Below are 15,078 nucleotides of genomic sequence, written 5' to 3'. Positions count from 1 at the left end.
ACCGGAACGTCCGATCCTCCTGCAGCATCGCGCTGATCGCGACCCGCTCCCCAAACGTCAACCGTTCACCCGGCACAAGCACCCTCCACCACCATCAGGACTGGTGCAACGACCGTACTAACCCGCCCCCCTGTTCGTGATCATGCAAAACCTCCCCGGCGTTCTATAACTCTCCATGTCAGAGTTCTAGAACACGGGGGAGGTTTTGCATGATCACGAACGAAGAGTCTGGGGACGCGCCCGTGAGCCTGGGCGTGCCCTGTGCTCGTTCGTGGTCACCGCACCAGCCAAACAGCGCTAGGCGGCGCCGCACGAGTGCGGTACCGCCTCCATGAACCCTGCATTCAGCTTGTCGGCCCCGCTGGAGCGGGGCCCCTTGCCGTCAAGCATCTTTCATGTGCTGTCTGACGTGTTCACAGGAGCGCGGTGCTGATCAGCGCCACATTGCTGATCAGCGTTCGTCCCTGCGACGATCCCAGCGCTGCTCAAGGCGCTGCATGAAGCTGCCCTTGCTGGCTTTGCGTTTCACCGGGGGACGGACGGCACCGGCCGCATTGACAACGCCTACTGGCCCTCTGCGCTTACTGGAAACGGCATAAGCCGTACCACCGAGCATGCAGACGAAGCCGAGCACCCCGACCGGGATGTTGTTGTTGGCCACGCCAAAGACGAGCACTACGAGCCCGAGCACGATACCCGTGCCCCCAATAGCAAGCCGCCGACCGGCCCCTGGCCGTCGGTTGGCGCCACGCATTGCCGAGGCAAACTTCGGATCCTCGGCATAGAGCGCGCGCTCCATCTGCTCAAGCAGACGCTGCTCGTTATCGGAGAGCGGCACTTCGACCTCCTGACGGTCACACCGGTCGTTCTACATGCGTTCCGGCGATGGTCACAGAATAGGTCGCACACGCCTACCGCGAAAGCCGATCGGCCATCCCACCCGGATGGTCTCCTCATTCTCGGCCATACGGATGTCGGGCTTGATACCGGAGGGGGCCCTGACCGTCGCCGGAACGGGGGGCGCGGCGGTGCTGGGCTACTTCCTCCGTCGCGGCAGGTTGTGCCACCAAGCTGGCGGGACGCACCGCACCCGCACCGAACCGGGCACTGGCCCGATCCACCGCCCGCTCCGCCTCGTGCCATCCTCGGGGACGCTCGTCCAGCGTCATCTGGTGGTGCCCTTCCGACGCCTCTCTCAGCCCTTCCAAACGCACTCCGACCAGCCTCAACCGGGCCCGGTCAAGGCCCAGCCGGGTGTACAGGGCGAGCGCGGTGGCGTGCAGGACCCGCGCCAGGTCGGTGTGCTCCGGCAGCGTGCGCGAACGGGTGATCGTGCTGAAATCGGCGAACCGGATCTTGATCACCACGGTGCGCCCCACCAACCCCGACGCCCGGGTCCGCGCCGCCACCCGCTCACTGAGCCTCAGCAGTTCGCGGGATATCACTCCGGGGTCATCGATGTCTGTGCTGAAAGTCTCTTCGCTGCCGATGCTCTTCTCGACCGTCTCGGGCACCACCGGACGGGGGTCGAGACCCCAGGCGAGGTCGTGCAGATGGGCACCCGAGGCGTCGCCCAGCGCCCGGCGGAGGGTCGCCTTCGGGGTGTGGGCGATGTCGGCGACCGTCACCAGCCCCAGCCGCCGCAGCGCCTCCTCCGTCTTCTCCCCCACCCCCCACAGCGCACCGGCCGGGAGTCCGTGCAGAAACGTCACCGTCTCGTCGCGAGGCACCACCAGCACGCCGTCCGGTTTGGCCTGGGCCGAGGCCAGCTTGGCCACGAACTTGGTGGCCGCGATCCCGACCGAGCAGGCGATGCGCTGCTCGTCGGCGATCCGGTCGCGGATCACCGCGGCGATCTGCGACGGCGTACCCGATCCCCGCACGGCGCCGGAGACGTCGATGAATGCCTCGTCCAGGCTCAGGGGCTCGACCAGCGGCGTCACCGAACGGAAGACCTCCATCACCCCGCGCGAGACCTCGGCGTACCGGTCGTGGTCGGGCTCGATCACCACGGCTTCCGGGCAGAGCCGCCGGGCCCGGCCCATCGGCATGGCCGCGTGGACACCGCTGCGCCGGGCCTCGTAGGTGGCCGAGAGCACCACCGCCCGGCCTCCACCGCCCACGATCACCGGCTGCCCGCGCAGGTGCGGACGGTCGATCAGCTCGACCGACGCGTAGAAGGCGTCCATGTCCGCATGCAGGATCAGGCATCCGCTGTCGTCCTGCGACAGACCTGCGCCCGTCCGGCGGTAGGTACGGCGGCTCACCGTCCGGAGCTTCCGGGGCTGGAGTGCCACAGCTTGCGGGGAGGCTCACGCCGGCGGCGGGACTCCTCCTGACGACGGAGGTCTTCCGGCTTCTCCGATGTCTCCGGCACCGTGGTGACACCCTGGGCCCCCTCCGTCCGGGTCCGGTAGCGGCGTTCCTCCTCCCGGCGCCGGCGTTCGCCGTGTGCCGCCTCACGCTCGGTGGCCTGCATCCGGCGGGTCTCCCGGATGTCCGTGCCCGGTGGTCTCAGGTCCGCGTAGGGCGACTGCCGGTAACCGCTGGGGTGCACGATCACGCGGCGCGAGAACGGCGCTCCCTCTTTCCCGGTTCTCTCCCCTGAGCCGTAGCTGTTCCGGTCTCCGCTGGGCAGGCCGCTGGGCGCCTCCCAGTCGGTGGGCCCGGCACCGGGCAGCGCACCGTCGTCCCGGCTGATGCCGAGCACCCGGCCGGGGGTCGCCTCCCCCACCTGAGCCGGGACGATCCCCGCGGAGAAGGTTGCCGTCGGCAGTCCGGCCGGCAGAGGACGCCGGGACCTCCGCTCGGTCGGTTCGTCGGCATGGAGGATCTCCAGCACTCCCGCCAGCCCGGACTCCACCCAGGCCTCCCACAGCACCGGCAGCTCCCAGGCCCCGGTCGCACGCAGCGAGACCCCGCGCCGCCCGGTCTTGCGGAGCACGCCCCGAACCACCAGCAGCCAGGAGTGGAACACCGTGCCCGCGTACGGACCCTGCACGTCTTCGAAGAAGGTCGCGTCGACCGGGCCGGTCGAGTCGTCCAGGGTGAGGAACACGACGCGTCGGCCTGTTCGGACCGGTGGGGTCTGGGTGGCCACCTTCACCCCGGCGACGAGGATCTCCGCCCGGCTGCGCCGCCCGCGCACGTCGCGGGCCCGGGTGATCGCGAGCGCCTCCAGCATCGGCTCGTAGAACTCCAGCACGTGACGGCTCGCGTCCAGCCCCAGCACCTCCAGCTCGGCGCGGGTGCGCTCGGCGTTGGTCATCTCGGGCAGACCGCTCGGGACGATCTGGTCCGGGGTGTCACCCAGGTCGAGCGCGAGCTGTACGGACTGGTCCTGCGCCGCGACCACGGGTAACGCCGACTGCGACTGCAGCCCGGCGGCCCGGCGGACACCGCTGCTGTCTCCGTTCCTGTCTCCGTTCCCGTCCCCGTCGCTACCGCTCCGGTTGCTCCCGTTCTGAAGACCGTCCCTGGCTCCGCCGCTGTTCCCGGCTCTGCTCCCGTTCCGGTCCTCGCCCCTGAGCCCCTTCCAGCTCCCGGTGCCCGATTCCGGTGGCCGAGTCGTTCCGGATCCTCCGGTCGACAGGCCTTGGCCCTTCTTCTTCCGGCCCCCGGCCCTTCCCTTCTCCAGCGACCGGCTCCACCGCTCCAGGTCGGCGAGCTGCAGCAACAGGTCGCGGCGGGTCGTACGCCCGCGAGCCGGCACCGGCAGGGCATCGCTCAGGCCGTAGAGGGAGTCGAAAGCGCCGGTAATGATCAGCCTCTCCACGATCGGCCGGGAAATTCTGGCCCGCTGCCAGAAGTCGGCCAGCGACTGGTACGGACGGTTCGCCACCACCCGTTCCACCTCGGCCTCGCTGATGCCCTTGACCTCGGCGAGGGACAGGCGGATCCCGTACGGGCTGCCGTCGGGAAGGACCAGAGCACCGCTCTGAGCCGCCGGAGCGTGGGCAGCCGGGGCGAGCAGGTCTATCGGGACGGGCGAGACGCGGGAGGACGAGGTGCGCGGACATGCCGGAGTGGGCAGACCGGTCAGGACGTTCTGATCGGCCAGAGCCGTCCGTCCGGACACGGCGGGAGCGATCGGTGCGGTGAGGACGCCGGACACCCCAGGGTTCACGGAGTCACCGGCAAGGACAGAAGCGGCACCGTCATCGAACGGGGCGTGGAGCTCGGAGGAAGGGGTGGTGTAGAGCGACCCCGGTTCCTCCTGCTCGCCGTCGAGCCGTTCCACCCGGTAGGAACCGTCGGAGTGGTTCACGTCGAGAGGGAGCACCGTGATGCCGAAATTGCGGGCGTCGTCGAGGATCAGGCGCTTGGGATACATGCCCGGGTCGTGGGTGAGCACCCCGGCCAGGAACGCCGCCGGGTGGTGGGCCTTCAGCCAGGCCGACTGGTAGGTGGGCAAGGCGAACGCCGCGGCATGAGCCTTGCAGAACCCGAACGATGCAAAAGCTTTCAAAACTGCCCATATTCGATCAATAGCATGGTCGTCGAACACGCGATCACCGTCGGAGGTGCGCCTGCGGGCGGCGTGGTGACGGAACCACGCCTCGTTCGACTCGTGCTTGGCCGACACCCCCATCACCCGCCGGAACTCGTCGGCGTCGTCCAGGCCGCAGCCGGTGGCGATACTGACGATCTGCAGCACCTGTTCGTGGAAGACGACCACCCCACACGTGTCTTCGAGAACCGACCGGAGAGCCGGGTGCAGGTACTCCGGCTCGTCCCAGCGCTGCCGGGCCCGCAGGAAGGGCGTGATCATGTCGGATTTCACCGGGCCGGGACGGAACAGAGAGATGTCGATGATCAGGTCGTGGAAGGTCTCGGGAGCGAACTTGCCCACGAGCTCCCGCTGGCCGGGTGACTCGATCTGGAAACAGCCGAGCGTGCGGGTGCTCTGGATCAGGGAGAACGTGGCCGGGTCGTCGTGCGGCACCGCGTCGAGGTCGATCAGGCCGGTCCGGTCGATGAAGTCGGACGTCTCGTCGTGCTTCCCCGCCGCGACGGTGTCCGGACCGTCCACCCGGGCGATCTCCTGGATCGCGTAGGACATCGCGGACTGCATGCGGATACCGAGGATGTCGAGCTTGAGCAGCCCGAGCGACTCCACATCGTCCTTGTCGAACTGGCTCATCGGGAAACCCATCCAGCTGGCCTCGACCGGTGTGCGGTCGAGCAACCGGTTGTCCGAGATCAGCACCCCGCAGGGATGCAGCGCGACGTGCCGGGGCAGCCCGTCGAGGCGTTCGACCAGGTCGAACAGCAATCCCAGGCGAGGATGGGCGAGCCCGGAGGCGCGTAGTTCGGGCAGTTCGGCGATGGCGGAACGGACGTCCCGGGCCCGGATGTGCGGGAACGACTTGGCGATGGTGTCGACCTCGCCGGGGGGCATGCCGAGCACGTTGCCGACGTCCCGGATGGCGTGCCGGGCCCGGTAGGTGTCCATCATCGAGACACAGCTGACCCGGTCGCCGCCGAAGACGTCGAGCAGTCTCTCGTACACGTCGGTGCGCCGGTCGGACTCGACGTCCAGGTCGATGTCGGGCAGCTGGGCGCGGTGCCGGGTGGCGAAGCGCTCCATCAGCAGGTCGTGCCGCAGCGGGTCGACCCCGGAGATGCCGAGCAGATGGTTGATCAGACTGCCCGCACCGGAGCCCCGGGCCGCGACCCGGACGCCCATCTCCCGGATGAGGTCGCAGGCCTTCGCGATGGTGAGGAAGTAGGTGGGGATGTCCAGGGCCGAGACGAGTTCCAGTTCCCGATTCAGCCGCTCGTCGATGCGCTCCCGCTCACGGCGGCTCGTCCGGGGATAGCGGGTGCTGATCTGGTCGAAGCACCTCCGTCGTAGCTCGGCATGTGCGTCCTTGCCCTCCAGACCGAGTACCCGGGCCTCGGGCAGGTGGGCCTCGCCGAGACCGAGCTCGCGATCCGCGTTCATCAGACAACGCGAGGCCAGCGACTCGGTCAGCGCCAGCATCTGCCCCGCTGCCGCCGGGGCACCGGCCGCGACCGCGATGTCGTGCGCCCTGCGGGTCATCTCGGCGGCGCCGACGAGGTAGCCCTCGCTGGTGGTGCGGTCGAGGTGCCGGGAGTCGATGGCGACCAGTCGGCGGGCAGCGTCCAGCACGTCGACCGTGACCGCACCGTCGCGGCCGGCGTGTCGCACGGCGTTGGTGAGGACGGCCGGAACCCCGTACTGGCGGGCCAGGTTCAGCATCCGCGCGGCTTGCCCAAGACTTCCCGGAACCCCCTGCGGCCCGAGGTGATACACGATCTCCACGGCCAGGCAGGCAGATGGCAGCAGGGCACGCCAGTGATCGAGCACCGCCCGTGCCAGATCGGCACGACCGGCCAGCACCGCCCGGCCGTACTCGGAATCGGGCCCGAGCAGGACGACGAGCGCGGGGACGCCGTCGAGCTGGGCCTGTTCGGTGATCAACTCGACGGTGCTGACCGGCCGGCCCCGCTCACCTCTCAGATGGGTGGCGGTGACCAGCCGGCACAGGCGACCCCAACCCTGGCCCGGCTGCAGTCCGGTGCCAGGGCCGGAGGCGAGTGCCAGCACGGTGACCCGGGGAAGACGAGGGTCCACGCTGGCACCGCCCCGCACCGGGACCCGTCGGACGGGTCCCGGAATGCCTTGCCCGGCGGGTACCCGCCGCCTTCCGCCGACCGGAAGTACTGGCTCGACGGCGAGATTCACACCGAGGGCCGGTTCGATCCCGGCTTCCTTACAGGAGCTGACAAACTTGACCGCGCCGTAGAGGCCGTCGCGGTCGGTCAGTGCCAGGGAGGTCAGGCCCTCGGAGACGGCCTGTTCGACCAGCTGGCGCGGACTGGAGGCGCCGTACCGGAGGGAGTACCCGGAGGCGACGTGCAGGTGGGTGAAGGGGTGCGGCATCTCGTGGTCATTCGCAGCTCGGCAGGGTCAACGGGAGAACCTGCTGGTAGGGCAGGCCGAGTGTGGACTCGACCAGATGGTGGAAAGCCTCTGCCTCGCGCAGCAGATCGTCGGCCTCGCGGGCACTGATGACGCCAGTGCGGCCGGCGTCGATCGCAGCCCGGCGGGAGGCGGTGGAGGCGAAGAACGAGGACCACTCGCCCAGTTCAGGAGCAACCCGGGGCAGGACCTCCCAGACGCTGCGGGGCCCGCCCCGGCCCCCGGGACGACTGCGGACCGCGAGCACCGCGGCCGCGGCCCGCAGGGCCGCCAGATGTGCGGTGACGTAGCGCTCGGACGCGGTGCGCGACGCGCAGGCCTGGGCCAGGCCGGCCCGGGAACGATCGAGCAGCATCCGCGCCGCGGTCGAGACGGGCGGCCGGGCCAGAGTGGTTGCCGACATGTCGGCCTCCTCGGGGTCAGGACGTTCAGGACGTTCGGACGGACGATCGGGTACGGCACCGCTGTGACCCTGATGAAAGGGCCGCCACGACGGTGGAACTCGTGGGAGTTGCGGAGATGGTGCCGTCCGTGGCGTGGGCCCTGACGGGCCTGGGTTTCCCGGGGCTGAGGATTTCTGACGGGGCGGCACAGAACTCGCCGGTGGACCGGATTCCGCGGGACCAGAATCCTTGGGTCCAGAAGTGGTTCCGGAGTCGGTCATGAAGATCGGGCCGGAATTCGCGGGCGCTCAGTCGGCGACCTGGAGCAGGCGCCAGGAATCGGCCGACTGCTCCGCGGACGGTGTGCGGGAGAGGTCGTACACCCCGCTGCCGAAGGCCCGCCCGGTGCTCGCCTCCACCCTCCAGACCTCGCACTCGCTGTCGAGCATGAACTCGTGGGGCTTTTCGGCGGGCCCGGCCGATCCAGCCGGTGCTCCCGCCGGCCCGGAGTGACGCCGGGCCGAACCGGGCCGTTCGGCACCTCGCTCCGCCCCACCACGAGACCGATGGCGAGAATGCTTGTGGGACCTGCCGACAACGTCTTCGAGCTGGTCTTCGCGGGCCCGCCCAGGGATACCGCCGGGCACTCCGCCAGGCAGTTCGCCGGAGGATCCGGACGGCTGTCCGGACCAGACCGCGAAGGACGGCTCTTCCGGGACCGGGGGTCGCCGGCCGTGCGAGTCCTCACCGTGCAGGGCACGCGCGGCGGCGGTGGACCACCAGTCGCGCCGCTCGTGCCAGTGCCCGAGAACTTCCCGCACCACGTAGAGACGACCGCGCCAGAGGAAGGCCATCGGCGCGTCACCCGTTTCCTGGACGACCCGGACATCAACCAATTCACTTACCCGACGAGCCATTTCGTTCTACACCTACGCTTCCCGCTACCGCTGCCGACTGGGATCGATGTGCCGACTGATACCTGACGCTGATCCGGATGCCGCACGAAAACTCTTACGGAGCAACCAGGCCCGGGGGAAGACGGGCTGCCACCGGCCTACGGTCCCCCTCTCCGCAGGCCGGTGAAACATGACACCGGGACGGCCGGTGACGAGGCGGGGTCGAGTTCGCCTCGTCACCGACCAACTCACCAAGGGCAGCCGGCGCGCTGTGATCCCCGATGAGCCCGTTCGAACACATGTTCGAACGATTCGAATGTACACCGGTCGCCCGGGAGTCCGTCAACCACAGATGCGCCCCCGTTCGGACGACGCTGAGTATCGGCTCGTCGACGATGAGCGACCGAGGGTGGGAGTGCGGATGCCGACGGGCCGGGCAGGTCGCCGGCTCAGGCCAGGCGCCACGCCGACGGGACCGCGGACGGGTCGGCCAAGCCGTCGATCGCCCGTCCCAGACGCGCCAGCCACCAGGCCCGACGCACCGGGTCGACCATCTCGACCCCGGCGAGGACGGTCTGGTCCGGCACCGGCGCAGCAGCCGGAACCCGGATGAAACCACTTTCCGGGCGCAGAGATTCACCCGGACGGGCGACATCCTCGCGAAACAGGGAGATCGTGCCGAGACCGCAGGCGAACGGGAGCTCCGGGAGCGCCGCCGCGAGGGCCACCTGGGCGGCCAGACCCACGCTGGTCTCCAGCGCCGAGGAGACCACACAGGGCAGTCCTGTCGACTCGGCCACCTCCATGGCCCGGCGTACGCCTCCGAGCGGTGTGCACTTGATCACCGCGACGTCCGCCGCCTCGCTCAGCCGCACCCGGGTGGGGTCGGCAGCCTGCCGGATGGACTCGTCGGCGGCGATCCGCACCTCCACCCGGCGACGCACCTCGGCGAGCTCCTCGACGGTGCGGCAGGGCTGCTCGGCATACTCCAGCTCCCCCGCCACCCGGGTCAGCTCACGCAGGGCGTGAACGGCCTCGTCGACGTCCCAGCGCATGTTCGCGTCCACCCGGACGGCCCCGTGCGGGCCGAGCGCCGAGCGCACCGCCTCGACCCGGGCCAGGTCGTCGGCGAGCGAGCCGGGCCGGTCCGCCACCTTGACCTTCGCGGTGGCACAGCCCGAGGCGATCACCAGCTCGGCGGCGCGTTCGGGGGTGACAGCCGGAACGATGCAGTTCACCGGGATCCGGTCACGCACCGGCGCCGGCCAGCCGACCGTGCAGGCTTCCACCGCCGTCGCCAGCCACCGGGACGCGACGGCGTCGTCGTACTCGGGGAACGGGCAGAACTCGCCCCATCCGTGAGGGCCCGGCAGCAGGACCCCCTCCCGCACGGTGATCCCCCGGAAGCGGTCGGTCAACCCGATCGCGTAGGGCGCCACCGAGAAGTCTGCCTGAGCCGTCACCTGGGCAGATTACGCCCGCGCCAAGACTGTCGGCGGGCCCGCGTAAGGTTGCGGCCGTTGGTTGGGAGAGCAGGATGACGACTCCGGCGAGACGGGTGGTGAAGTACCCCATGACCTACGTGGTGCTCACGGTCTGGGGCGTGCCGATCTCCCGCCTACCTCTGGCGCTGCTCCGGATGGGTACCGAGCGCCTTGCGCTGCGGTCCGTCCCCGGGCTGCGTTTCGCCAAACTTCTCGGTACCGGCGACGGGCGCACGTTCACCCTGCGCGACGCCGATCCCCGGCACTGGGGTTTGCTGACCGTCTGGGAGAGCCCGGAGCACGCCACCGCGTTCGCGGAGGGTGGGGTCCACCGCCGCTGGAACGCCCTGGCCTCCGAGCGTCTCGAGATCACGATGAGCCCTCTGACCAGCCGGGGTGAGTGGGCCCGCACCGAGCCGTTCGGGTCACCGGCACCACGAAGAATTGCGGACGACGTCCAGGTCGCCTCGATCACCCGGGCCCGCCTGCGACCGAGTCGGGCGATGAGCTTCTGGCGTTCCGTCCCTCCGGTCTCCGCCGAATTGTCCACCGTCGCCGGTCTACGCCTGGCGCTCGGTATCGGGGAGGCCCCGATCGGTCTTCAGGGCACGTTCTCCCTGTGGGAATCGTCGTCCGCGCTGAACGATTTCGCCTACCACCGGGCCAGCCACCTCGACGTGGTCCGTCGCACCGGGCCCGAGCGCTGGTACGCGGAAGAACTTTTCGCCCGGTTCGAGGTGCACTCGGTCACCGGGACCTTCGGATCCTTCCGGGGCACCGCGCCGGAGCCCAGCCGGCGGGGGGAAGAATGAACCGGCAGTCGACAGCACCGGACGTTCCGGGGCAGATCGTGATCGGCCTGCTGATCGCCGGTGTCCTGACCCAGATCAGTTACCCGCTGCTGTCCGGTGCTCCCCTGCGCGTGGTCACCGTGCTCAGTGTGCTGCTGCTGACCTCGGCCGGGGTGCTGCACGCCGCCCTGCGCTGGAGTCCTCGGCACGCCGCGATCCTGTTCGCGGTCGCGGGCGGCATCGGACTGGCGGCCGAGACGATCGGCGTGCACACGGGATATCCGTTCGGCGAGTACATCTACACCGGCCGGCTGGGCCTGAAGGTCGTCGGGGTACCGGTGCTGGTCCCGATCGCCTGGACGATGATCGCCTATCCGGCTCTGTTGCTGGGCCGTCGCCTGGCCACCGGCCTCGGCGGGACCAGGAGCCGGGCGCGCACGGTCCTGCTCGGCGGATTCACCCTCGCCGCCTGGGACCTCTACCTCGACCCACAGATGACCGCGCAGGATGCCTGGCGTTTCGCCGACCCACACCCGGCGCTGCCCGGTGTGCCCGGCATCCCGCTGACGAACTACGCGGGCTGGCTGCTGGTGGCGCTGATCATCGTCGCCGCGCTCGACCGCGCGCTGCCCGACCGTCCGGACCGTCGGCGAGGTTGGGAATGGCCTGCCGCCTCCGTGCTGGCCTGGACCTGGCTCGGGTCGGCCGTGGCCAACCTGTTCTTCTTCGGCCGGCCCTGGGTGGGGGTCTACGGAGGCCTGGTGATGGGCCTGACGGTCCTGCCTTATCTACGCCACCTGATCGCGGTCGCCGGAGCCGAACCCGACGGAGAACCAGGATCCGGGCCAGGCACCGAGCCAGGAACCGGGCCGGATCGCGAGCCCTCCCAGGAGCCGAACCCTGCCCCTGAGGACCACCGTGGTCAGGACCTCGCCCGCGAGCAGAGCACTGTGCCGGGCGGCAGACCGGGCCAGAGATCGCGGACCGGGCACGAATCGGGATCCGGCAGTACCGGACCGGGGACCAGGACGGGCACAGGCGGTAGGCCCGGCTCGAGCGATAGGCCCAGCTCGAGCGATAGGCCCAGCTCCGGCAAGCGGGCCGGCTCCGGGCATAGGCCTGATCCCGGAAAGCGGGCAGGCTCGGGGAGCTGGCCTGAACCCGGCAGTTGGGCAGACTCGGGCAGTAGGCCCGGCGCCGGCGGTAGGCCTGGCTCCGGCAACAGGCCGGACCAGGACGACGATTTCAAGGACACGACCGCACGGATCGGGGAACGTTGACGAGACGGAGTACGGCACGCGCTGTCTGGCGCGGACTGGTGCGGGTGGGAAGCCTGACCGCCATGGGACTGACCGTGCACACGGCGTTCAATCTGCGGGCGTTACGACAGCCGGGGAACGACCCGGACGAGGTCGGCGAGCGCGTCACCGTGCTGCTGCCGGTCCGTAACGAGGCCGAGCGGGTGGCGCCCTGTCTGGCGTCGCTGCTCGACCAGATCCGGGTGCCCTACCTGGAGATCCTCGTCATCGACGACGGCTCGACGGACGGCACGGTCGATGTGGTGCGGGCCACGGCGGCCGGGGATCCGCGGGTTCGGATGCTCAGCGCTGGGGATCCGCCCGAGGGCTGGCTGGGTAAACCGAACGCCTGCCACGCCGGGGCCCGGCTGGCGTCGGGTTCGGTGCTGGTGTTCGTGGACGCTGATGTGCTGTTCGCACCACATGCTCTGGCCGCTGCAGTGAACCTGCTCAGAAAGTCTGACCTGCAACTGGTCTCGCCGTACCCGCGTCAGCTGGCCGGTACCGCGGGCGAGCGTCTCGTGCAGCCTCTGCTGCAGTGGTCCTGGCTCACCACCCTGCCTCTGCACAAGGCCGAGAACTCACCGCGGGCGAGCCTTTCCGCAGCCAACGGCCAGTTCCTGGTGGTCGACACCGAGATCTACCGCGACAGTGGTGGGCACGCGGCTCCCACGGTGCGGGGCGCGGTGCTGGACGACATCGCCCTGCTGCGGTCTGTGAAGGCGGCCGGAGGGCGGGGCGGGGTCGTCGACGGCACCCATCTCGCGGTCTGCCGGATGTACGGCGACTGGGCGGAACTGCGCGACGGCTACACCAAGTCACTCTGGTCGGCCTTCGGTGGCCGGACCGGTGCCGGGGCAGTCGTCGCCGGCTTGGGTGTGGTCTACCTGGTGCCACCCATCGCTGCGCTGACCGGCTCGCTGACCGGCTTCAGCGGCTACCTGGCCGGCGTGATCGGCCGTTACCTGGTGGCGGAGCGTACCGACGGCCGCTCACTGCCCGACGCGCTCGCGCACCCGGCGTCGATCGGGGTGTTCGGCTGGCTGGTCGGCCGGTCGGTGCGGGCCAGCAGTCGCGGTGAGCTGTCGTGGCGCGGGCGATCGATCGACGGCGGTTCCGCCCGGCAGCCGGTCTTCGTGCCAGGCGCGTCGGGAGCATCGATGGCGGAACACCGCACCGTGACCAACCAGATCTTCCAGGGCCTGCACGCTGAACCTGACCAGCTTGCTGCACCAGACCTGCGCACCGAACCCGACCAGCCTGCCGAACCTGACCGGCCCGCCGTACCTGACCGGCCCGCCGTACCTGACCGGCCCGCCGTACCTGACCGGCCCGCCGTACCTGACCGGCCCGCCGAACCCGACCAGTCTGCCGAACCTGACCGGCCCGCCAACTCGACCGAGAGCCGCTGAGCATGGCCCGGGTGATCGTGGTCGGTGCCGGGCTCGGTGGGCTGTCCGCCGCGGCCCGTCTGGGGGCGCTGGGCCACCAGGTGACCGTGCTGGAGCAGGCCGAACAGATCGGCGGCAAGCTCGGCCTGCTGCGGCGGGAGGGGTTCGGCTTCGACACCGGGCCCAGCCTGCTCACGCTGCCGGCGGTCTACCGCGACCTGTTCCTGAAGACCGGCAAGCCGCTGGAAGACGTGCTCGAGCTCGTGCCCCTCGATCCGGCGTGCCACTACCGCTTTCCCGGTGGGCTCGAGCTGGACATGCCGGGCAGCGGACCGGGCGGGGTCTCCCGCGCCTGGGCCGAGGCCCTCGGTCCGAGAGCCGGGCAGGACTGGACGGCGTTCCACCGGCGCGCAGCCGGCATCTGGGACCTGACCCGTGACCCGTTCCTGGAGTCACCCCTCGACGGGATCCGCACGCTGCTCGGGCTGGCCCGCAACCCGGCCGACATCCGCACGGTCGCGCCCTGGCTCAGCCTGCGTGGCCTCGGCCGCCAGTACCTGCAAGCTCCCGAGCAGCGCATGTTCCTCGACCGCTACGCCACCTACACCGGCTCCGACCCGCGCCGGGCCCCAGCGGCCCTGGCCACGGTGCCGTTCGTGGAGCACGCCTTCGGCTCCTGGTACATCCCCGGCGGCCTGTGGCAGCTCGGTGCGGCCGTGGCCGACCGGGCAACATCGCACGGCGTCAAGATCCTCACCTCGTCGCCGGTCGAGCAGGTGATCGCCTCCCCCCAGGTCGAGGGGGTGCGGCTGGAGAGCGGCGAGACGTTGCCGGCCGACGTGGTGGTGTCGGGGGTCGAGGCAGCCCATCTGTACCGCGACCTGCTGCCCGGTGCTGAGGGCAAGGGCGGGCGGCGCGCGCTCGCGAAGGCATCACCCTCGCTCTCGGGTTTCGTCATGCTCCTGGCCCTGCGGGGTCGCACGCCCGGCCTGCGGCACCACACCGTGCTGTTCCCCACCGACTACGACGCCGAGTTCGACCACGTGTTCGGCACCGGGAAACAGGCCGGGAAACCCTCACCGGTGCCCGATCCCACGGTGTACATCAGTGCCCCGGACGATCCGGCGCTGCGCCCGGACGACGACCACGAGGCCTGGTTCGTGCTCGTCAACGCCCCCCGCCACGAACCAGCCGCCGGAATGGACTGGGACGCTCCCGGTCTCGCCGAGTCGTACGCCCAGAAGATCCTGGGGCTGATGGCGCAGCGGGGCTTGGACGTGCGCGACCGCCTGCTCTGGAACGAGATCCGCACCCCTGCCGACCTGGAACGCAACACCCGCTCGACCGGCGGCTCGATCTACGGCTCGAGCAGCAACGGCGCGCGATCGGCCTTCCTGCGCCCGGGCAACCGCAGCCCGGTACCCGGCCTGTTCCTGGTCGGCGGCTCGTCCCACCCCGGCGGCGGCCTCCCCCTGGTCGGGCTCTCCGCCGCCATCGTCTCCGACCTCATCGGCAAAGCCTGACCGCCGGTACCGAACCGTCAGATCTGGCTGAGGTCTGTTTCCACCGGAAAGGGAGCCGTCACCTTCAGAACACCGGTGAAGACCTCACCGTCGCGGTACCGCCCCGTAGCCGGATCAAGAACGTACGTGTACGCCAGAGGAACACCCGGTAGCGGCCTGCTCGATCCGCCAGTAGAACTGAATTCCCGCCCGGGCGTACTGCTCCGCCTTCACGATCCGGTCGGTGGTCTCCGAACCAGGAGAAACGACGTCGACGACGAGCAGAACGTGCTCGGGCCGGGTCGGGCTGACGTCGATCGTGTCGGCGCGATAAACCGTCACATCTGGCACCCCCGCCGATCAGCACATCCACAACGCGACCAT

Annotated in this window: 10 protein-coding genes and 1 pseudogene; 4 read left to right on the top strand and 7 right to left on the bottom strand. The window is 70.1% G+C overall.

All coding sequences use genetic code 11. The features are described 5' to 3' along the window. Positions 1–451: 451 nt before the first annotated feature. The 6 genes from QSK05_RS30650 to QSK05_RS30625 all read right to left on the bottom strand — a co-directional run bounded on the left by QSK05_RS30650 (position 452) and on the right by QSK05_RS30625 (position 9,691). Positions 452–838, bottom strand: a complete 387-nt coding sequence (locus tag QSK05_RS30650; protein ID WP_231484785.1) for an SCO2097 family morphological protein — start codon at positions 836–838, stop codon at positions 452–454. 115 nt (positions 839–953) lie between these two features. Further along, complete coding sequence (dinB, locus tag QSK05_RS30645; RefSeq protein WP_285600868.1) at positions 954–2,267, bottom strand: DNA polymerase IV; 1,314 nt, start codon at positions 2,265–2,267, stop codon at positions 954–956. Then, positions 2,264–6,910 (bottom strand): DNA polymerase III subunit alpha, encoded by a 4,647-nt coding sequence (locus QSK05_RS30640; protein ID WP_285600867.1) that lies wholly within the window; start codon positions 6,908–6,910, stop codon positions 2,264–2,266. The genes dinB and QSK05_RS30640 overlap by 4 nt, the downstream gene beginning before the upstream one ends. A 7-nt stretch (positions 6,911–6,917) precedes the next feature. After that, complete coding sequence (locus tag QSK05_RS30635) at positions 6,918–7,352, bottom strand: SAV_6107 family HEPN domain-containing protein (protein WP_285600866.1); 435 nt, start codon at positions 7,350–7,352, stop codon at positions 6,918–6,920. Positions 7,353–7,640: 288 nt separating this feature from the next. After that, positions 7,641–8,249, bottom strand: coding sequence for a DUF6504 family protein (locus QSK05_RS30630; RefSeq protein WP_285600865.1), 609 nt, complete (start codon positions 8,247–8,249; stop codon positions 7,641–7,643). A gap of 428 nt (positions 8,250–8,677) precedes the next feature. Beyond that, positions 8,678–9,691: an o-succinylbenzoate synthase gene (locus QSK05_RS30625; protein WP_285600864.1), complete on the bottom strand. Its 1,014-nt coding sequence runs from the start codon at positions 9,689–9,691 to the stop codon at positions 8,678–8,680. 74 nt (positions 9,692–9,765) lie between these two features. On the opposite strand from QSK05_RS30625, the gene QSK05_RS30620 reads away from it, so the two are divergent. From QSK05_RS30620 to QSK05_RS30605, 4 genes are all read left to right on the top strand, one after another. After that, on the top strand, positions 9,766–10,524 hold the full coding sequence (locus QSK05_RS30620; RefSeq protein WP_285600863.1) for a monooxygenase: 759 nt from the start codon (positions 9,766–9,768) through the stop codon (positions 10,522–10,524). Next, positions 10,521–11,783, top strand: coding sequence for a carotenoid biosynthesis protein (locus QSK05_RS30615; RefSeq protein WP_285600862.1), 1,263 nt, complete (start codon positions 10,521–10,523; stop codon positions 11,781–11,783). Before QSK05_RS30620 ends, QSK05_RS30615 begins: the two co-directional genes overlap by 4 nt. 62 nt (positions 11,784–11,845) lie before the next feature. After that, the gene (locus tag QSK05_RS30610; protein ID WP_285600861.1) at positions 11,846–13,213 is read left to right on the top strand and encodes a glycosyltransferase; all 1,368 of its coding nucleotides are present in this window, start codon (positions 11,846–11,848) and stop codon (positions 13,211–13,213) included. A gap of 2 nt (positions 13,214–13,215) precedes the next feature. Next, positions 13,216–14,715: a phytoene desaturase family protein gene (locus tag QSK05_RS30605; protein WP_352303168.1), complete on the top strand. Its 1,500-nt coding sequence runs from the start codon at positions 13,216–13,218 to the stop codon at positions 14,713–14,715. A 17-nt stretch (positions 14,716–14,732) separates the two neighbouring features. On the opposite strand, the pseudogene QSK05_RS30600 reads toward QSK05_RS30605, so the two are convergent. Further along, positions 14,733–15,042: pseudogene (locus tag QSK05_RS30600) on the bottom strand (Uma2 family endonuclease); the annotation flags it as partial. Positions 15,043–15,078 lie beyond the last annotated feature (36 nt).

Source organism: Kineosporia sp. NBRC 101731 (assembly GCF_030269305.1).
Taxonomy (GTDB): domain Bacteria; phylum Actinomycetota; class Actinomycetes; order Actinomycetales; family Kineosporiaceae; genus Kineosporia.
Note: the sequence above shows the minus strand (reverse complement) of the source record. Positions and strands in the feature narration are given on the sequence as shown.